Here is a 17,687-nt window from a genome sequence, read left to right as displayed (position 1 = left end):
CCATGGCCGAACCCGACACCGCCCTCCTCCGCCAGATCCCCGCCGTCGCCACCGTGCTCGCCACGCCCGAGGCGGCTGAACTCGTGGAAGCGCACGGCCGCCCGATCGTCACGGATGCTATCCGCGATGTGCTCGCCGGCATCCGCATCGCCATGGCGCGCGAGGCCCGGCCGGTGCCGACGGCCGCCGGCATAGCGCGCGAAGCCGGCGAAAAACTGGCCGCGCGGCGTACCTCCTTACGCATCGTGTTCAACCTGACCGGCACCGTGCTGCACACCAACCTCGGGCGGGCGCAGCTTGCCGACGCGGCGGTCGACGCTGCCGTGCAGGCCATGCGCCACCCGGTGTCGCTCGAGTACTCCCTCGATACCGGCTCGCGCGGCGAGCGCGACGACCACGTGCGGAACCTGTTGCGCGAGCTGACGGGGGCGGAAGACGCCACCGTCGTCAACAACAATGCCGCGGCCGTGCTGCTCTGCCTCAACACCTTTGCACTGCGTCGTGAGGCCGTGGTGTCCCGGGGCGAGCTCATCGAGATCGGCGGCGCGTTCCGCATGCCCGACATCATGGCGCGCGCCGGCGCGGACATGGTGGAAGTCGGCACAACGAACCGCACGCACGCGGCCGACTACCGAAACGCGCTGAACGAGCGCACGGGCCTCGTGCTGAAGGTGCACACGTCGAACTACCGGATCCAGGGCTTCACCGCCGGGGTCGACGCCCGCGAACTCGCCGCCATCGCCGACGAAGCCGGCGTGCCGCTGCTCAACGACCTGGGCTCGGGCAGCCTGGTCGACCTGTCGCGCCACGGCCTCGCGAAGGAGCCCACGGTGCGCGAGGCGGTCGCGGAGGGCGCGCGCCTGGTCACGTTCTCCGGCGACAAGCTGCTTGGCGGCCCGCAGGCCGGGTTCATCGTCGGCGACGCGGCACTGATCGCGCAGATCAACCGCAACCCGCTCAAGCGTGCGCTGCGCGTCGACAAGATGCGGCTGGCCGCCATCGAAGCGACGCTGCGGCTGTACCGCGACCCCGACCGCCTGGGCGATCGCCTGCCGACCCTGCGCTACCTCTCCCGCGAGACCGCGGCCATCCACGCCCAAGCCGAGCGCCTGCTGCCCGATGTCGCGGCGCGGCTCGGTGCCTCGTTCGACGTCGACGTCGTCCCGTGCCTCAGCCAGATCGGCTCGGGCGCACTGCCGCTCGACACCCTGCAGAGCACGGCCCTCCGCATCCGCGCGCGGGGCAGCCAGACGGCGCTGGAGCAATTCGCGGCGCGCCTCCGCGCCGTGCCTCGACCCGTGATCGGTCGCATCGCCGACGGTGCCCTGCACCTCGACCTGCGCTGCCTCGACGCCGGCGACGAAGCGGCCCTCCTCGACGCTCTCGCCGCCGGGAGCGCGGGGCACCCGTGATCGTCGGTACCGCGGGGCACATCGACCACGGCAAGACGTCGCTGGTCCGCACACTCACCGGTGTCGACACCGACCGCCTGAAGGAGGAAAAGGCGCGTGGCATCACCATCGACCTCGGCTTCGCATACCTGCCGGTCGACGACGGGCCGACGCTGAGCTTCGTCGATGTACCCGGGCACGAACGCTTCGTGCACACCATGGTCGCCGGTGCCAGCGGCATCGACTTCGCGCTGCTGGTCGTCGCCGCCGACGACGGCGTGATGCCGCAGACACTGGAACACCTGGCGATCGTCGACCTGCTCGGCACGCAACGCGGTCTCATCGCGCTGACGAAAGCCGACCTGGTGCCGCCCGAGCGCCTCGCCGCCGTCGCGAACGATATTCGCGAAGCGTGTCGCGGCACGGTGCTCGCCGGTGCCGACATCGTCCCGGTGTCGTCGGCCACCGGCGCAGGCATCGACGCGCTGCGCGCTCGACTGATCGCCGAGGCCGGAGTCCTCAGCGAGCGCCGGGAGGACGGGCGCTTCCGCATGGCGGTGGACCGCGTCTTCACCCTGCCCGGCATCGGCGTCGTCGTCACGGGCACGGTGCTGTCGGGCAGCGTGCGTCTCAAGGATTCGGTGACGATCAGCCCCTCCGGCATCGCGGCACGGGTGCGCTCCATCCACGCCCAGAACCGCCAGGTCGACATCGGACGCGCGGGCGACCGCTGCGCGCTCAACCTGGCGGGCGACGGGGTGACGAAGGACGCGATTCAGCGCGGCGACATGATCGTGGACCCGGCGCTGCACGCACCGGCCGATCGCATCGACGCGCGCATGACGCTGCTGCCGTCCGAATCGAAGGCCATCGCCGCCTGGTTCCCCGCGCGACTGCACCATGGCGCGACGGAGGTAGGCGTGCGCGTCGTGCCGCTCGAAGGCGAGCAGTTGCGCCCAGGTCAGGCGGCAGACGTGCAACTGGTGCTCGACCGCCCGATCGCCGCGGCGGCCTTCGACCGTTTCGTGCTGCGCGACGTGTCCGCCCGGCGCACGATCGGCGGAGGCCATTTCATCGACCTGCGCGCGCCGGAGCGGCAACGCCGCAAACCCGAGCGTGTCGCAGAGCGCGCGGCCCTGTCGCACCACGACCCACGGGCCGCCTTCGCGGCGCTGCTGGACACGCCGCCTTACGCCCGTGACGTCGATGCGTTCGCGCGCGATCGCGCGCTGTCGGCGGAAGCACGCGATGCTCTGCTACCGCCGATGGCGCACATGTTCGTCACGGGCGCTGAGCGCATCGTGCTCAGCGATGCCGCGTGGCGCCACTTCGTGACGGCCGTCGTGGAGCGTCTCGTCGCCTTCCATGCCGCGCACCCCGACCTGCCCGGCCTGGCCCGCGAGAAGTTACGCGTTTCCGTCGTGCCCCGTCTTCCGGCAGCCGCCTTGGCCATGGCGCTGCAGCATGACGACCTCGTCGGTGCCGTCGTCCGCGACGGCGCGTTCGTGCGCCTGGCCAGCCACAGCGTGCAGATGGGGGCGGCGCGCGAATCGCTCTGGGCCGCCATCGAGCCCCTGCTCGGCGGCCCCGCACGCTTCCGCCCGCCGCGCGTGCGCGACATCGCCGGCGAGTTGCGGCGGCCCGAGGACGAGGTGCGACAGTTGTTGCGCTTCGTCGGCCGCCTCGGCTCCGTTGTCGAGGTTGCGCACGATCATTACTTCCTGCGCGCAACGATGCACGAGATGGTCGGCATCGCACTCGAGGTATCCGCGGAGGCCCAGGACGGATTCTTCGGGGCCGCCGCGTTCCGCGATCGTCTCGACTGCGGACGCAAGGTGGCCATCCAGATCCTGGAGTTCTTCGAACGCCAGGGTGTTATGCTCAAACGCGGTACGTCGCGACGTGTGCAGGCGCGCTACGCCGACCTCTACGCACCGACTCCGCCGTAGCCGGCATCTCTGGAAGAGAATCGTCCCCGGTGGGGCGTCCGGACTTCAAATCCGGGTGAGGCAGCCAGTCTGTTTCGGGTGGGTTCGACTCCCATTCTCTTCCGCCATCGATCGCGACATTCGGGCCTTGTCAGGCCACCGTGACGCCGGTGTCGCCTTCCACTACCGCGCCGACAATGGAAGCGCGCGCGTAGCCGGCCGCCTCGATAGCATCGCGCAGGGCGTCGGCGCGATTGGCGCGGCAGGCCACCAGCAGGCCGCCGGAGGTCTGCGGATCGGTGAGTAACTGGCGACGCCAGTCGGGAAGCGCGCGGTCCAGTGTGACGCCGTCGCGGTAGCTGCTCCAGTTGCGCGTCGAGGCACCGGTAATGAAGCCGGCCTGCGCCAGTGCTTCGGCCCGGGCCAGCCACGGCACGCTGTCGGCGTCGATGCGGATGCGTACACCGCTGCCACGCGCCATTTCGAGCGCATGGCCCAGGAGGCCGAAGCCTGTGACATCGGTGATCGCATGCACGTCGTCGTCCTTCGCCAGCTCGTGCCCGATGCGATTGAGGAGCGTCGTCGAGGCGATCATCTCGGCGTATGCATCCTCGGGCAGTTGCTGTTTCTTGAACGCTGCCGAGTACACGCCGACGCCGATGCCCTTGGTGAGGATCAGCGCGTCGCCGGCGCGTGCGCCGGTGTTGCGCCGAACCTCGGAAGGCGCGCACAGGCCGATCGCGGCCAGCCCGTAGATCGGCTCGACCGAATCGATGGAGTGGCCTCCCGCCACCGGGATGCCGGCCTCCGCGCAGACCGCCTCACCGCCTTCGAGGATGCGGCGGACGGTGCCCGTGTCCAGCTTGTCGAGTGGCATGCCGAGGATCGCGAGAGCCATGATCGGCTTCCCGCCCATGGCGTACACGTCGGACAGGGCGTTCGTGGCCGCGATGCGCCCGAAGTCGTAAGGATCGTCGACCACCGGCATGAAGAAGTCGGTGGTGGCGATGACGCAGGTGCGCTCGTCGACCTGCCAGACCGCCGCGTCGTCGCTCGATTCGGTGCCCACCAGCAGCTGCGAGAAGGGCATGGCCCTGGCGCGATCGGCGAGCAATTCGCGCAGCACCGAGGGCGCGAGCTTGCAGCCACAGCCGCCGCCATGGGCAAGTTCGGTCAAGCGGACACAAGTCATGGCAGGTTCCACCAAAGGCGAGGTAGCGCGGTCGTCATCTCATGCGGCAGCATAACGCACGCATGTTTCCCGAGGGGACGGTCATGAGTGTGGCACTTCGCAGCTCCCGCACGATGCGCTGGTCGGTCTTCGCTCTGCTCGTGGTGGCGGGGCTGTTCTATGTGAAGTGGTACCCCTACTACGGCCGTGCCTTCGACGCGGCAGCCCATCATTCCATCGGTTCGTCGATCCTCATGGGTACGGCGGATGCGGCGCCCTCGCCCTCCTGGGACGCGGCCCTCGGTTATGCGCTGGCCTACGGCAAGGCCATCTGGAAGGCCATGATCCTCGGCCTGCTGATCGGCTCGGCCGTGCAGGCGCTCGTCCCCGCGAGCGCGGTGCACCGCGCACTCGCGGGCAGCGGCTTCCGCAGCACGCTGGCCGGCGGGTTGCTCGGGATACCCGGCATGATGTGCACCTGCTGCGCGGCGCCGGTCGTCGTGGGCCTGCGCCGGCAGAATGCCGCGCCGGGCGCGGCGGTGGCCTTCTGGTTGTCGAACACCATGCTCAACCCCGCCACCCTCGTCTTCACCGGTTTCGTGCTCGGGTGGCAATGGACCGCGTTGCGTCTCGCCCTGAGCGTGCCGATGGTGTTCGGCCTCGGCTGGCTGGCGAATCGTGTCGCCGCGCCCGCCGACCACGTCACCGTGCAGGTGCCGCTGGGGGAAGACGAGCCCCGCACGCTGGGCCAGACCGCGGTCCGCTGGATGCGGATCTTCGGCGGCATGACGCTGCGGCTCATTCCCGAATACCTGGTGATCGTGCTCCTGCTGGGCGCGGCGCGTGCGTGGATGTTCCCGCATATCGGTCCGGACATCGGCAACGAATGGTTCTGGGTGCTCGCCCTGGCACTGGCTGGCATGCTGTTCGTGATTCCCACGGCAGGCGAAGTGCCGATCGTCCAGGCGATGCTCACGCTCGGCATGGGCGTGGCTCCGGCTGCCGCCCTGATGATGACCCTGCCCCCGGTCAGCCTGCCGTCGCTGGCGATGTTGGGACGCTCCCTACCCTTGCGCCTGCTGCTGTCGCTGGCGGCCGCGGTGGTGTCGTTCGGGGTACTCGCCGCGGCAATCGCCGCGGCGTTGTGGGCTTAGGGCCTGTTTATAGCACTCGATTGCGCCCGCGGTTCACGAACCACCAGGATCGTCTTCCCCTGTCTGGCCCGGTTCTCCGCTTCCACGAACGCCTTGTGAGCATCACTCAACGGGTAACACCGGTCGATCTGAACAACGATCCGGCCTTCCTCTACCTTCTTGACGATCTGATCCAGTTGCTTCGGGTTCGGCTCGACGATGAACCAGTGCGCCTCGATGCCCAGCGCCGCTGCGCGCTCGGGTGAAGGCGCATCTTCTGCCTCGCCGGAGATGGTCACCAGCCGGCCGCCCCGTTGCAAGAACGACCAACTGCGTTCGAGCAGTTCGTGGCCCACCGTATCGAAGATGACATCCACCTGGCCGGCGACGTCTTCAAAACGCTCCGCCGATGTATCGATCGCATGCTCGGCGCCCAGTGCATGGCAGAGCGCCGTTGCGGCCTGGCCTCGGGCGGTGGCGATGACGCGGGCACCGGCGTCCTTCGCAAGCTGGATCGCGAACGTTCCCACGGCGCCGGCACCGCCATGGATGAGCACCGTTTCGCCTTTCTTCAAGTGAGCGAAATCAAAAAGCGCCTGCCATGCGGTAAGCGCCCCGATGGGAAGAGTGCACGCGTCGAGGCTACTCACGGCGCTGGGCACGTGCGTTATTTCGCCAGGCAACACGTTCGCCTGCTCCGCTGCGGCGCCATTGCGCCAGAAGTCGATGAGGCCAAAGACCCGATCACCGACGGCGAAGCCCGATGTCGCCGAGCCCACCCTCGCAACACGTCCGGCGAACTCGTGCCCGATGATGACAGGCAACGGCCGCATAGATCCGTCGGGCAACGGCAGACTGCCATTGGTGGCCCACGTGGGCTCGCTGAACGTGAGTCCGACCGTCTCTACATCGACCAGAATCTGGCCTTCGGTCGGCACAGGCGCGTCGGTGTCACCGACGCTGATCGAAAGGTCCCCGGCGCGGGGTGCAGTGATCCACGCGGCCTTCATGGTTTTATCTCCGGCTGATCTGTCCGAATAGAGTTGCGTTCGACCCGGGTCTCATCAAAACGCCAACTTCCCAATCGAAGCTCCGCCATCCACATAAAGCGTCTGTCCCGTAATGAACCCCGCCTCCTCCGACAGGAAGAATGCGATCGCCGCCGCCAGTTCCTCCGGCTTGCCGAACCGATTCATGGGAACAGAGGCGAGATAACGCTTCTCCCCCTCGCTCCCCGGTGGATTGTTCTCGCGGAACAGCACGGTTTCGGTCGGGCCCGGCGCCACCGCGTTGACCGTGATGCCGGTGCGCGCCAGTTCCAGTCCCCATGAGCGGGTGAAGCTGACCATGGCGCTCTTGGCTGCCGCGTAGGCCGTACGCTCGATCATCCCCAGGATGGTGAGGCTGGAGATGTTGACGATGCGGCCCCATCCGCGTTCGCGCATGCCTGGCAGAAGCGCTTGCACGGCCTGCACCGCCGGATGGAGATTCAGTGCAAGGGTGGCGTCTAGGTCGTCCAGATCGATTTCGCCGATGCGCTGCGGGCGCACCATGGCCACGTTGTTGACCACGCCATCGAAGGCATGGCGCGAACTCAAGTCGCGCAAGGTCCGCTCGGTGGCCTCGCGATCTGCAAGATCGAGCGCGACCAGCTCGCCCGGAAAGTCCGGATCGCCGCCCTGCCGCGCGATGCCGACCACGCGGTGGCCATCCCGGGCCAGCCGATCGGACAAGGCACGGCCTATGCCCTTGCTTGCGCCGGTGATGAGGAATGTACGGGAAGACATGGATGCTCCTGTTGGATGCTGCCCTGCCCCGCCCAGGCCGAATGCAGCATGATGCTGCACATGTCCCCGCGGCGGAACGTCGGATCCTTGAAGGCGAGGAAGTCGTCGTTGAATGTGCCGAACGTGCTGTCCGGGCGATGCTTCAGGCCTTCGTAGAAGATATCGATCATGGCGTGCTCGAAGTCGCTTCCGCGCGGCCAGGCGGCCGTGACGGCATCGCGTTCGGCGTCGGTGAACTGGCCGTAGGCACGGCCGGCCACATCCATGCCTGCGGCGAGGTGCAGCAGCGCCACCTCCGGGTGCATGAACTGCGGAATGCCGGGCGTGGTGTGGAACGCGATCGCACTCCACACCTTGTCGATGCTCGGCTCCGGAATACCGTGGCCGCGCAGGAACTCGCGCGCCGCGTTCGCGCCGTCCACTTCGAAACGCAATGCGCTGCCATGGAAGCGCTCGGTCAGGCCAAGGTCGTGGAACATGGCGCCCACGTAGAGCAGCTCCGGATCGAAAGTCAGGCCCTGGCGTTCGCCCGCCAGCGCGCCCCATGCGTAAACGCGCATGGAGTGGACGAAAAGCCGCTCGCTCTCCGTATCGCGAACGAGCTCTGTGGCTTCGCGGGCTATCCTGCTGTCGGGGATACGGAGGCCCGGGATCTGAGGGGTAGACATGGTCTTCTTCCGGTGCTCAGCCTTCCGCGCGCAGCGCCGCCTCGGGCGGGTTGCGGAAGCTGATGGCGAGGCGGTTATAGGTGTTCATCAGGCCAATGGCGAAGGTGAGGTCCACCAGTTCCTTCTCACTGAAGACGGCCGACGCGGCCTGGAAGTCGCTATCCGGCACACCGGTTTCCGCAACACGTGTGACCGTTTCGGCCCAGGCGAGAGCCGCCTTCTCGCGCTCGCTGAAAACCTTGCCCGCCTCGTGCCAGGCCTGCAGCAGCGCGAGCTTTTCGATGCCGACGCCTTTCTTCACCAGGTCGCGGGTGTGCATGTCCAGGCAGTAGGCGCAACCGTTGATCTGGCTGACGCGCAGGTAGACCAGATCCACCAGGATGGGATCGAGGCCGGACTGCATGATGTAACCGTAAACCGTGCCGAGCGCCTTGGCACCTGCCGGCGCGACATGGGTGTAATCAATGCGGGGAGACATGGCGTTACCTATTTGTCCGGGGTGGTGAGGGGTTTCTCGCCGGTGTCGACGACGAACACGGCCAGCAGCTTGGCGGGCTGGGTCTTGCTCACGTTGCGGCTGATGCCGTGATGGGAACCCGGCGCTTCATAGAACGATTCGCCAACGCGGTAGATCCGTGCGGGGCCATCGTCGACCTGGCTCTCGATTTCGCCGGAAAGCACATAGGCGTAGATGAAGGCGGAATGGGCGTGGTGGTGCGGCCTGGACGCCGCGCCCGGCGGATAGTTCACCTCCACCGCGACGAGCGACTTGCCCGGCAGGTTCGGGAGGGCATGGGAGAAGTTGGGCTTGACGGTTTCTTCCGGAGCGTGCGCATAGGCAACCCCGGCAAGCGCGGTGGAGGCGAGCAGTGTGGCAAGCAGGCGTTTCGTCGACATGGTTCGCTCCTGTTCGGAATGGGGCCAGCTTGCGCCCCGAACGGTGCACTGCAAAGAACCAAAAGCCTCTATTTTCGCTGTACCATGCGGCATGCCTCATGCGCTCGACATCCGTCTCGACCGGTCCGCCGCGGCCACGCTGACCGAACAGATTCGTATGGGTGTGCTCGCCGCCATTCGCAGTGGCGCACTGGCCCCGGGCGCGCGGTTGCCGTCCTGGCAGGCTCTTGCCGCACAGCTGGGCGTGGCCCGTGGCACGGTCAAATCGGCCTATGAGCGGCTGGCCGACGAACAAGTCATCGTTTCGTCGCAGCCGGGCGGAACGCGGGTCGCGGAGCACCCCACGGCCACCCGGTCGGCACCGGCCAACGAGGCCGAAGTGCCGGAGCTCTATCAGCATCTGTTCGCCGGTCCGGCGATGTTCCAGATGGGCGTGCCGGCCTCGGACAGCTTTCCGGTCAGCCTCTTCGCCCGCCTGCGCGCCCACGCGGCCCGGCGCGAGGTCATGTCGCCAGCGGTCTATCCCGACCCGCGCGGCGAACTGGCATTCCGACGCGAGATCGCCGCGCATCTGGCGCTTGCGCGGGGTATCGAATGCCGCCCCTCGCAGATCTTCGTGACGGCCGGTTTCGCAGGCGCACTGGAGATAACGCTACGGATCCTTGGCTTGGCGGGCGCCACGGCCTGGATGGAAAACCCAGGTTTCTTCCACAGTCGCCGCGCGCTGGAACTCGCTCAGCTTGAAACCGTGCCGATACCGGTGGACGACGATGGCATGGATGTCGACTACGGCATCGAGCGGTTTCCAAACGCTGCGCTTGCCCTGGTGACGCCAGGCCAACAGGCACCGCTTGGCGGCACGTTGTCGCTTGGCCGCCGCGTGGCACTCATTGCGTGGGCCGCGCAAACCGGCGCGTGGATCATCGAGGACGACTACCTCGGCGAATTGCAGCTTCGCCGCCGCGCTGCGCCCGCGCTTGCTTCGCTGGACCAAAGCGGCCGCGTCATCCACATCGGATCGTTCAGCAAGACCATCAGCCCTGCCCTGCGCCTGGGTTTCATCGTCGCGCCACCCGATCTGGTGGACAGGTTCACCGAGGCGGTGTTGTGTCTCGGTTCGGCGCCCGGCCCCGCCGTGCAGCACGCGACGGCACGCTTCATGAGCGAAGGGCACTACATGCGACATCTGCGCCGGATGAAACGCATCTATTCCGCGCGAGGCGATGCGTTGCAGAACGCCCTCGAGCGCAAGGGCTACGAAGTGCGGATCGGCGGGCTCGCCGCGCTCTTGCGCCTGCCCGACGGGGCACCCGACGTCGCCGTGGCGAAGGAAGCCCGCTCGTTGGGTCTCGCACCCGAGCCGTTGTCGGCCTGGTTCGCGCCTGGCAGTGTGCCGAAATCCGGTCTGCTTCTGGGCATCGCCACCGCGGACGAGGCCAGACTATCGCTCGCATGCGAGCGGCTGCACGATTTGATCGGCAAACGCCGCCAGGAATGAAGAAGCGGGATGGGCGATCGCCGCGGAGGCATGCACGCTCAGCCGTCTGTCGGTTGCTTGAAGACTTCCCCGCGAGCCGGGCGCTGCTCGAAGAGCATGATGCACAATGCGATGAGCCCCATCAGGACGAGCGAGGCCGTGTAGCGGCTTAGCGCGAGTCCGCCATGATCGGTCGGCTTATCCAACAGGTCGCCGACCACGGCGCCCAGCGGACGGGTCAGGACGAAGGCAATCCAGAACAGCAACGTGCGGGACACGCGGGTCATGTAATAAGCCAGCGCCACGACCAGCAGCAGGCCGCCGAAGATGGCCATGCCGCCCAGGTAACCCAAGCCCATACTGTCGGCCGTCCAGTCGCCCAGGGCGGTGCCGAGTGTCTGCGAGAACATGATGGTGATCCAATAGAACACCTCGCTGCGCGTTGAGACCACGGTCTGCATGCTGACCGAACCGGCGACCCGGTACCATGTGATCAGCGAGGCGAGCAACAGGGCGAGCAAGATTCCCGCGCCTCCTGCGTAACCGATACCCAGCGAGCGGTCGGCGAAATCCGCAAGTGTCGTGCCGACGATCGTGGTCGCGATGATCGTCACCCAGTACAGTGCTGGATGGAAACGGACGGCGCGTATCTGCGCAGCCACCGCCACGGCGAAAACCACGGCGAAGATCGCTGTGCTGAGCAAGTAGCCCAGGCCGAGCGACATCGACACCGCGTCCCCGGCGGTCTCGCCCAAGGTGGTGGCCAGGATCTTGATGACCCAGAAGCTGAGTACGACGTCAGGCACCTTGCTGGGGACGGATTCTCGCTGCATCGGGGGTCACCGCTGGAGTAGCTGTCGGTTTACTCTAGGTGCACATACTTAGATCGCCCTGAGTCGCCGGCGAGCGGTCGCACCATTTCGTCAGCCTGCATCGGGGTTGGAGGGGAACGGGATGAACGACGGGAAGGCCGGTATCGAATCAGGCGCGCGGATCACATCTTGGCTGGCCGCTCGCAAGCAACGCCCTTTGACATGCTCCATAGCCGTGGCCGTGCTCCTGTGCTGCGCCCTCGCGCACGCCGCAGTGCCCGCCACCGATAAAGCACCGAAGTCTGGCATCACGCTGTTTCAGGGCGCGACGCTTATCGACGGATCGGGTGCTCCCCCGCGGCCCGACATGGATGTTCTCGTAGAAGGCGAGCGAATCCTTCGCGTTCTGCCAGACTCGCAACTGGATCCCGCGGTGCGCGCCAAGGCCAAAGCGATCGACCTGCGTGAGCGCTTCCTCATGCCTGGGATGATCGATGCTCACGTCCATCTGGCCACGCCGCCTAACAGGCGGCAGGCGGAAGCCATCCTGCGGCGCGACCTTTACGGCGGCGTGACAGCCGTCCGCGACATGGCCGACGACCTTCGTGCGGTAGGGGAGCTTACCCGTGCCAGCCTGGCCGGCGAGATTCCTGCTCCGGACATCTACTACGCCGCCTTGATGGCGGGCCCCGATTTCTTCACGGACGAGCGTACCGGCCAGGTTTCCGTTGGCGGCGTGCCGGGACATGTGCCGTGGATGCAAGCCGTGACCAAGGCCACGGACCTGCCGCTGGCGGTTGCACGAGCGAAAGGAACCTGGGCAACGGCGATCAAACTCTACGCCGATCTTCCCGCCGATCTCGCTTCCCGGATCACGGCCGAAGCGCATCGACAGGGGCTGCTGGTATGGGCCCACGCAACGCCCTACCCCTCCAAGCCCTCGGACATGGTGGCGGCGGGTGTCGATGCGATCTCGCATGCCTGTCTGCTCATCCGCGAGCCCGACGCGCATGTTCCCAGCTGGAGCGAGCCACATCCAAACGTCGATCTGGCGAAGTTCCGCCAGGGCGACAACCCGGCGCTCGCCCGCCTTTTCAAGGAAATGGCGCGCCGTGGCACCATCCTCGATGCGACGCTTTGGACTTACAGCAGCGATACCGCCGGCTCGACCACCATGCCTCCGCTCGCACCCGGCAGTTGCGACGACACAGTGGGCGGCGAGATCACCAGACAGGCCTATCTCGCCCACGTGCCGATCGATGCCGGAACCGACTTCATCGGCGATTGGAAGGATCCATGGCCGGATCTGTTCCACGAACTCGACACGCTTGCGGTAAAAGCCGGCATGCCGAACGAGGCGATTCTGCAATCGGCCACGCTCGTCGGCGCACGCGCGGCAGGCCAGCAGCGCGACATGGGTAGCATCGAACCGGGCAAGCTTGCGAACATGGTGGTGCTTGCCCGTAACCCGCTCACGGACCTGAAAAATCTGAAATCCGTGCTGATGACCGTCAAACGCGGCCGTGTCTATCCGCGGACCGCGTTTGTGCCGCTGGTTAAGAACGACATTACCGACCGGTAACCCGGTCGACCATCATCGTTACCACGGTTCGGTTCCGTCCTTAGCTCGTGAACGTGCCGGTGGCGCCAGGCCAAGCTCCGCTACGTCGGCGTACCTGGCTGCGCCGCCGCGCGGTCCCCGTCGACTCGGTCGAATCCATCGGCAACTTCGGCTCGATTGCGTCCGCGCAGCTTGGCTGCATAGAGCGCGCGGTCTGCACGAGTTACAGCATCGTTCCATGATTCATCGGTCTCGGCGACATGGTGCCCGATGCTCACGGTGCAATGGAGTGTTATGCCGTCCACCACGAATGGGGTGGTTTCCACAGCCCGGCGCAGGTCTTCGGCCATCCGTCCGACGGCAGAGACATCGGTGTCTGTCATCAACACCATAAACTCCTCGCCGCCGATGCGAGCGACCAGATCGGGGGGCTTCACTACCGCTTGCAGCACCTTGGCGAGGGCGATGAGCACCTGATCGCCACCTGGATGGCCAAACCGATCGTTGATGGCCTTGAAATGATCCACATCCAGAATCAAGACGCCGCAGCGTGAGCGTGTCGAAGCGGCGCGCGACAGCGACCGCTCAGCCGCCGCCCACATCGCGCGTCGGTTTGCGACGCCGGTCAGCGCATCCTCATGGGCCAGCCGCCGAAGGTCGGCATCGAACTGCCGGCTCATCATCCACAGCAAGCAAGGTGTGATCGCCCAGGTTAAAACCATCCGCGCAAGCAAGCCGAAGCTCGAAGTCACGTCGTGCTGCCCTTCGGCAGCCGGGTGAACCATCCACCAGGCCACCCGAATCAGAAGCGCCAATCCCCAGAATGCGTGAAAAGCTGCTGCCACCCTGGCAGGCACCCGCTGGCTGGGATCCGGGCATTGCCAGAGCATAAGGCCGGTGGCAAAAGTCAGGATCGCTTTCAAGCTCCCACCGACCGTGACCATCACGCGCAGATCCTCGCCGCCGCGCAGCACGAGAACGGATTCCACCACGGCGACGGCCGCGGCAATGATGATGACGAACCCGAAGCGCCGTGGCTTCGAAAAATAGATCCAGACGGCAGCGAACGACGCAGCCGTGCCGAGGTCGATGAGCAAGTTGCCCAACAGACCAAGACCGACGAAGGCGACCTGAAAGGCCGGGAGGATGAGGACGCAAAAGCCGCCGGCAACGAACGCCTGGCTTAAAGCCCACAGGGCAAGCCCCCTGGTTCGTCCGGAATGCCGCAGAGACCAGCGCAGCGCCAGGAAGATCGCGCATGAAAGCGACGCGAGCAGTGCATTGACGATGAGCAAGGTGCCGGCGTGCGCCAGCCTCGCGAGCGTTTCCACGCGGATCCCCGACACAACGACCCGGAAGCGGGTCTTGTTAGCAAGTATATCCTTTACGAAGCTTGCTTCAGAACGGATCGGTAACCCGGTCGACCATCCTCGTTACCACGGTTCGGTTCCATCCTTACTCGTGAACGTGCCGGTCTCGCCGCCTTCGGCTTGGGCGAGCCGCACGATCTCCTGCGCACCTTCGGCGAGGGTCTGATGGCCGCTGTGCCCGTTGAGGTCGGTGGCGGTGTAGCCCGGGTTCACGGTGTGCACCCGGATGCCGGTGTCCTTCAATTCCGCGGCCAGGATGACGGTGAAGAGGTTCAGGGCAGCTTTGGAGCCGTTGTATCCCAGGAACTTCACAGCCGCGTATTCCCAGCCCGGGTCTGCGTTGAGGGCGATGGATCCAAGGCTGCTGGACACATTGATGATGCGGGCGGCTTCGGACTTCCGAAGCAGGGGCAGCAATGCCTGCGTGGCCTCCACGGTGCCGAAGAAGTTCGTGTCGAATATGCGGCGCACGGCCGTCAGATCGGCCACCCCTGCAGGGCCGTCGGCGGGATCGACGATGGCGGCGTTGTTGACCAGAACGTCGAGGCGGCCCTCCTGGCGTTCGATGTCCGCCGCAGCGGCCTTGATCGACTCGGACGAGCCCAGGTCGATGGTTACCAGCCGGGCCTCGATGCCGTCGGCGCGCAGGCTGTCCACCGCGGCCTGGCCGCGGCCGGCATCGCGCGCGCCGAGCAGGATGGTATGGCCCACCTTGCCGAGCTGCCGAGCCACTTCCAGACCGATGCCCTTGTTGGCGCCGGTGACGAGGGTGATGCGACGTTGCTGTGTCATGAAGGGTTCCTGTTGAACAAGCGGACGACCCGCCCCAGTTAGGTGGGAACCTCCGCCGGGCTTTTACATTCGCATATGCCAGTCGCCCCAAACGATGCCTTGAAGCCGCGAAAAACGCCCCGTCAGGCCCGTTCGGCGGCCACGGTGGCGGCCATTTTCGAGGCTGCGATTCAGGTTTTGCTGACGGACGGCTACCACGGCCTCACCACCACCCGGGTGGCCGCACGGGCGGGCGTCTCCGTCGGCACCATGTACCAGTACTTTCCGCACCGGCACGCGCTGCTGTACGCCGTGCTGGAGGATTACCTGGAGGAGGTCATCAAGGCGCTTCAGGACGCATCGGATGCCTTCTCCGGCAAGCCCGTGGCGCAAATGGCGGAAGGCCTCAGCCGTGCTTACCTCGACGCGAAGCTGCGGGGCATGCCGGGCACGCGGGCGCTCTACGTGGTGGCCACCGAGCTGGAAACGGCGCCGCTGGTCGATGACATCGTTCGGCGTGCCGAACACATCATCTTCCGCGCGTTGGCGACGGTCAGCGACGCAACGTTCGACGACCTCCACAAGGTCACCTACGCGTTGCGTGTCCTGATGGTCGGGACGGTACGCGCGGTCCTTGAGGGCGACGCATCGCCGGCATCCGTCGCCACGCTGCGCAGCGAACTGCCGCTGATGTGCAAGGCGTATCTTGTCGGCGCGTCGAGGCCGCGATCCTAACGTGCCGGTGCCGCTGGCGTACCCTGCCCCGATGCCCGCGGCGTCATGCCCTTGAACAGCTGCAACGCGTGCCGGATGGCGGCATCGTGCGCCGCGGCCTGGTGGTTGGCCTGTGCGCACTGCGGCACCACCTGTCGCGCGGCGGGCTGGCACGTGGCCAGGAAATCGTAATGCGTCACCAGGGGTAACACGTCTTCGCGGGCGCCCGGAATCGCCCGGGCAGCGACGCTGGCATTGGTCGCGGCGGGGGCCACCGTGTCCGCGTCACCCACCACGATAGACACGGGCACCGTCATACGTGGCAGCGACGCGGGACCCAGCGCCTGGACCAGCGCCGGCGCCATGGCAAAGGCCGCGCGCACCCCTGGTATGGAATGATCCGCGGGCGCGTCGGCAAGGCGGGCCTGCATCTTCGGATCGGCCAGGGCCGTGTCGGCATCGCGGGCTGCCATTGCGGGGGCTTCGAGTTGTGGCGCGCACACCCCGTCGTCAGGGTGCGCCTTGCAGAACGCCACGAAGTGATCGACATCGACACGCGCGCCGGCCGCGACCAGTGCAGCGAAACCTCCGGCGGAGAAACCGGCAACTCCCAGTCGCGACGCGTCCAGGTGCGGCCCGATCACCTCGTCCTTGCGTACCGCGTTCCACGCGGCCTTCAAGTCTTCCGCGCGTTCCCACCACCACGCGGCGCCCGCGTGGGTGATGGGGCTCCGGCCATTGCTGCCGGGGTGATCGACGGCGATGACGATGAAACCGGCAGCGGCCAATTTCGTGCCGAACCAGCCCATGACCCTGGCTGTGCCGCCAAAGCCGTGCGAGAGCAGCACCACCGGGTAGCGGCCGTTCGCCACGGGTGCGTCCGGCGCGGCCCTGCCGCTATCGAAGAGCGGCCGGTCGGGTGGCCCGATCAGCAACGGCTTTTCGATGGCGCCGTCGGTGGCCGGATACCAGACGGTGATGGCGATGCGCGGTGACCCCGATGCGTCACGGAGCGCGGCCGTGGGTGTGCTGGTTGAACGATGCATTTCGCCAACGGCGGCGGCTGCCGTACCCGTGACCAGGCACGCGGCGATGAGAGTGAGAACGCGGGTCAGTCGATTCATCGGAAGTCCTTCGGCACGTCATTCAATGGGTACGCAGATATCCACCCCGCCTTCGCCGGTCGCGGTGTCGAACGATGCGTCGTAACGCTCGAAATCGGGGGCATCGATGGCACGCAAGCCTGACGCGGGCAACCAGTCGTCCATCATGGCTCGCCATGTGAGAGGAATGGATCCGATGTGCGCGGCGTGCCTCACGACCGCATAGCGTCGTTGTGCCAGCCGCAGCGTGTGGTGGCCAGGCAGGGCCTCCGCAAGGCGCGATATGGGATGGCCGGCGAGATACTCCACGCAGCCATCGTCGTCCCCGGCCGCAAAGACGCCGTAGGCCGGCACAGCAGGCATCCGACTGGCCCGCTGGTCGAACAGACATTGCCACTGCGCGGGAATGCCTGCCGTGTCGCTTGCCCGATATGGACGGCTGATGCCCGAGAGCAACAGCGGACCGATGGTCTCGACACGCAGCGCCGCCAGCGCAGGCGCCGGCTCCTCGATCACACGCAGGGGCGCAACGGTGTCCAGGCCCTCGAGAGAGGCCTGTTTGCGGACCTCTTCCGGCGTCTGTCCGAAGGCATCCCGGAACGCGCGCGTGAACGCCTCGTGCGATCCGTAGCCCGCCGACAGGGCAACATCGAGAATGTCTGTCGCGCCGGCCGCCAGGGCCGCCGCGGCCTGGCTGAGCCGCCGCATGCGCAGGTATCTGACCACCGACCACCCCGTGGCCGTCTGGAACAGGCGTGACAAGTGAAACGTGGACACCCCGGCGGCGCGAGCCACGTCCGTCAAGGCAAGCGCCTGTCCCGAATGACTTTCGATGTACCAAAGCGCACGTTGCACCGCCGCCATACGCGATCCCCTTCAGCGATGGCCCATGCTAGGCCATCCG

General features: G+C 66.7%; 17 protein-coding genes and 1 tRNA gene. 7 read left to right on the top strand and 11 right to left on the bottom strand.

Translation table 11 applies throughout. The annotated features are described in order from the left end of the window. Positions 1 to 2 precede the first annotated feature (2 nt). The 3 genes from selA to FHS47_RS06875 all read left to right on the top strand — a co-directional run bounded on the left by selA (position 3) and on the right by FHS47_RS06875 (position 3,447). The gene (gene selA / locus FHS47_RS06885) at positions 3 to 1,412 is read left to right on the top strand and encodes an L-seryl-tRNA(Sec) selenium transferase (protein ID WP_167024818.1); all 1,410 of its coding nucleotides are present in this window, start codon (positions 3 to 5) and stop codon (positions 1,410 to 1,412) included. Beyond that, complete coding sequence (gene selB / locus FHS47_RS06880) at positions 1,409 to 3,340, top strand: selenocysteine-specific translation elongation factor (protein WP_167024815.1); 1,932 nt, start codon at positions 1,409 to 1,411, stop codon at positions 3,338 to 3,340. The genes selA and selB overlap by 4 nt, the downstream gene beginning before the upstream one ends. 11 nt (positions 3,341 to 3,351) lie before the next feature. After that, a tRNA-Sec gene (locus tag FHS47_RS06875) sits at positions 3,352 to 3,447 on the top strand. Between the two features lie 23 nt (positions 3,448 to 3,470). On the opposite strand, the gene selD is transcribed toward FHS47_RS06875, so the two are convergent. After that, a complete protein-coding gene (gene selD / locus FHS47_RS06870) occupies positions 3,471 to 4,511 on the bottom strand; it encodes a selenide, water dikinase SelD (RefSeq protein WP_167024812.1) in 1,041 nt (346 codons plus the stop codon). A gap of 83 nt (positions 4,512 to 4,594) precedes the next feature. On the opposite strand from selD, the gene FHS47_RS06865 reads away from it, so the two are divergent. Beyond that, positions 4,595 to 5,644 (top strand): permease, encoded by a 1,050-nt coding sequence (locus FHS47_RS06865; RefSeq protein WP_167024809.1) that lies wholly within the window; start codon positions 4,595 to 4,597, stop codon positions 5,642 to 5,644. On the opposite strand, the gene FHS47_RS06860 is transcribed toward FHS47_RS06865, so the two are convergent. Genes FHS47_RS06860 through FHS47_RS06840 form a run of 5 tightly spaced genes read right to left on the bottom strand, consistent with a single transcriptional unit; the run spans position 5,641 to position 8,975 of the window. Further along, complete coding sequence (locus FHS47_RS06860) at positions 5,641 to 6,633, bottom strand: NADP-dependent oxidoreductase (protein ID WP_167024806.1); 993 nt, start codon at positions 6,631 to 6,633, stop codon at positions 5,641 to 5,643. The genes FHS47_RS06865 and FHS47_RS06860 overlap by 4 nt on opposite strands. A gap of 54 nt (positions 6,634 to 6,687) precedes the next feature. Further along, the gene (locus FHS47_RS06855; protein WP_167024803.1) at positions 6,688 to 7,410 is read right to left on the bottom strand and encodes an SDR family oxidoreductase; all 723 of its coding nucleotides are present in this window, start codon (positions 7,408 to 7,410) and stop codon (positions 6,688 to 6,690) included. Then, a complete protein-coding gene (locus FHS47_RS06850) occupies positions 7,365 to 8,078 on the bottom strand; it encodes an HD domain-containing protein (RefSeq protein WP_167024800.1) in 714 nt (237 codons plus the stop codon). Before FHS47_RS06850 ends, FHS47_RS06855 begins: the two co-directional genes overlap by 46 nt. Positions 8,079 to 8,094: 16 nt before the next feature. Beyond that, positions 8,095 to 8,556 (bottom strand): carboxymuconolactone decarboxylase family protein, encoded by a 462-nt coding sequence (locus FHS47_RS06845; RefSeq protein ID WP_167024797.1) that lies wholly within the window; start codon positions 8,554 to 8,556, stop codon positions 8,095 to 8,097. A gap of 8 nt (positions 8,557 to 8,564) precedes the next feature. Continuing rightward, positions 8,565 to 8,975, bottom strand: coding sequence for a cupin domain-containing protein (locus FHS47_RS06840; protein WP_167024794.1), 411 nt, complete (start codon positions 8,973 to 8,975; stop codon positions 8,565 to 8,567). 91 nt (positions 8,976 to 9,066) lie between these two features. Between FHS47_RS06840 and FHS47_RS06835 the strand changes: the two genes are divergently transcribed. Next, positions 9,067 to 10,473, top strand: a complete 1,407-nt coding sequence (locus FHS47_RS06835; RefSeq protein WP_167024791.1) for a PLP-dependent aminotransferase family protein — start codon at positions 9,067 to 9,069, stop codon at positions 10,471 to 10,473. A 38-nt stretch (positions 10,474 to 10,511) separates the two neighbouring features. Here the strand turns inward: FHS47_RS06835 and FHS47_RS06830 are convergent, their stop codons facing one another. Further along, a complete protein-coding gene (locus tag FHS47_RS06830) occupies positions 10,512 to 11,285 on the bottom strand; it encodes a hypothetical protein (RefSeq protein ID WP_167024787.1) in 774 nt (257 codons plus the stop codon). Between the two features lie 121 nt (positions 11,286 to 11,406). Between FHS47_RS06830 and FHS47_RS06825 the strand changes: the two genes are divergently transcribed. Continuing rightward, positions 11,407 to 12,846 carry an amidohydrolase family protein gene (locus tag FHS47_RS06825; protein WP_167024784.1) on the top strand — a complete coding sequence of 480 codons (1,440 nt, stop codon included), beginning with the start codon at positions 11,407 to 11,409 and terminating at the stop codon, positions 12,844 to 12,846. A gap of 80 nt (positions 12,847 to 12,926) precedes the next feature. Here the strand turns inward: FHS47_RS06825 and FHS47_RS06820 are convergent, their stop codons facing one another. Then, positions 12,927 to 14,156 (bottom strand): GGDEF domain-containing protein, encoded by a 1,230-nt coding sequence (locus FHS47_RS06820; protein WP_208381825.1) that lies wholly within the window; start codon positions 14,154 to 14,156, stop codon positions 12,927 to 12,929. Between the two features lie 102 nt (positions 14,157 to 14,258). Next, positions 14,259 to 14,987, bottom strand: coding sequence for an SDR family oxidoreductase (locus FHS47_RS06815; RefSeq protein ID WP_167024778.1), 729 nt, complete (start codon positions 14,985 to 14,987; stop codon positions 14,259 to 14,261). Positions 14,988 to 15,086: 99 nt separating this feature from the next. Here FHS47_RS06815 and FHS47_RS06810 point away from each other — a divergent pair, with 99 nt between their 5' ends. Beyond that, positions 15,087 to 15,701, top strand: a complete 615-nt coding sequence (locus FHS47_RS06810) for a TetR/AcrR family transcriptional regulator (protein ID WP_167024775.1) — start codon at positions 15,087 to 15,089, stop codon at positions 15,699 to 15,701. On the opposite strand, the gene FHS47_RS06805 is transcribed toward FHS47_RS06810, so the two are convergent. Beyond that, on the bottom strand, positions 15,698 to 16,804 hold the full coding sequence (locus FHS47_RS06805) for an alpha/beta hydrolase (RefSeq protein ID WP_167024772.1): 1,107 nt from the start codon (positions 16,802 to 16,804) through the stop codon (positions 15,698 to 15,700). The two genes, FHS47_RS06810 and FHS47_RS06805, sit on opposite strands and share 4 nt — an antisense overlap. Before the next feature lie 18 nt (positions 16,805 to 16,822). Then, a complete protein-coding gene (locus tag FHS47_RS06800) occupies positions 16,823 to 17,647 on the bottom strand; it encodes a helix-turn-helix domain-containing protein (RefSeq protein WP_167024769.1) in 825 nt (274 codons plus the stop codon). Between the last annotated feature and the right edge of the window lie 40 nt (positions 17,648 to 17,687).

The organism is Luteibacter sp. SG786 (assembly GCF_011759605.1).
Taxonomy (GTDB): Bacteria; Pseudomonadota; Gammaproteobacteria; order Xanthomonadales; family Rhodanobacteraceae; genus Luteibacter.
The sequence above is the reverse complement of the archived record's forward strand: the minus strand, read 5'-3'. Positions and strand labels throughout refer to the sequence as shown.

What these genes read in the sequence shown, in the direction of transcription:
- FHS47_RS06850 (WP_167024800.1), bottom strand. Translation starts at nt 8,078, where the DNA reads ATGTCTACCCCTCAGATCCCGGGCCTCCGTATCCCCGACAGCAGGATA.
- FHS47_RS06845 (WP_167024797.1), bottom strand. Translation starts at nt 8,556, where the DNA reads ATGTCTCCCCGCATTGATTACACCCATGTCGCGCCGGCAGGTGCCAAG.
- FHS47_RS06815 (WP_167024778.1), bottom strand. Translation starts at nt 14,987, where the DNA reads ATGACACAGCAACGTCGCATCACCCTCGTCACCGGCGCCAACAAGGGC.
- FHS47_RS06840 (WP_167024794.1), bottom strand. Translation starts at nt 8,975, where the DNA reads ATGTCGACGAAACGCCTGCTTGCCACACTGCTCGCCTCCACCGCGCTT.
- FHS47_RS06800 (WP_167024769.1), bottom strand. Translation starts at nt 17,647, where the DNA reads ATGGCGGCGGTGCAACGTGCGCTTTGGTACATCGAAAGTCATTCGGGA.
- FHS47_RS06835 (WP_167024791.1), top strand. Translation starts at nt 9,067, where the DNA reads ATGCCTCATGCGCTCGACATCCGTCTCGACCGGTCCGCCGCGGCCACG.
- FHS47_RS06825 (WP_167024784.1), top strand. Translation starts at nt 11,407, where the DNA reads ATGAACGACGGGAAGGCCGGTATCGAATCAGGCGCGCGGATCACATCT.
- FHS47_RS06860 (WP_167024806.1), bottom strand. Translation starts at nt 6,633, where the DNA reads ATGAAGGCCGCGTGGATCACTGCACCCCGCGCCGGGGACCTTTCGATC.
- FHS47_RS06805 (WP_167024772.1), bottom strand. Translation starts at nt 16,804, where the DNA reads ATGAATCGACTGACCCGCGTTCTCACTCTCATCGCCGCGTGCCTGGTC.
- FHS47_RS06865 (WP_167024809.1), top strand. Translation starts at nt 4,595, where the DNA reads ATGAGTGTGGCACTTCGCAGCTCCCGCACGATGCGCTGGTCGGTCTTC.
- selD (WP_167024812.1), bottom strand. Translation starts at nt 4,511, where the DNA reads ATGACTTGTGTCCGCTTGACCGAACTTGCCCATGGCGGCGGCTGTGGC.
- FHS47_RS06855 (WP_167024803.1), bottom strand. Translation starts at nt 7,410, where the DNA reads ATGTCTTCCCGTACATTCCTCATCACCGGCGCAAGCAAGGGCATAGGC.
- selA (WP_167024818.1), top strand. Translation starts at nt 3, where the DNA reads ATGGCCGAACCCGACACCGCCCTCCTCCGCCAGATCCCCGCCGTCGCC.
- FHS47_RS06830 (WP_167024787.1), bottom strand. Translation starts at nt 11,285, where the DNA reads ATGCAGCGAGAATCCGTCCCCAGCAAGGTGCCTGACGTCGTACTCAGC.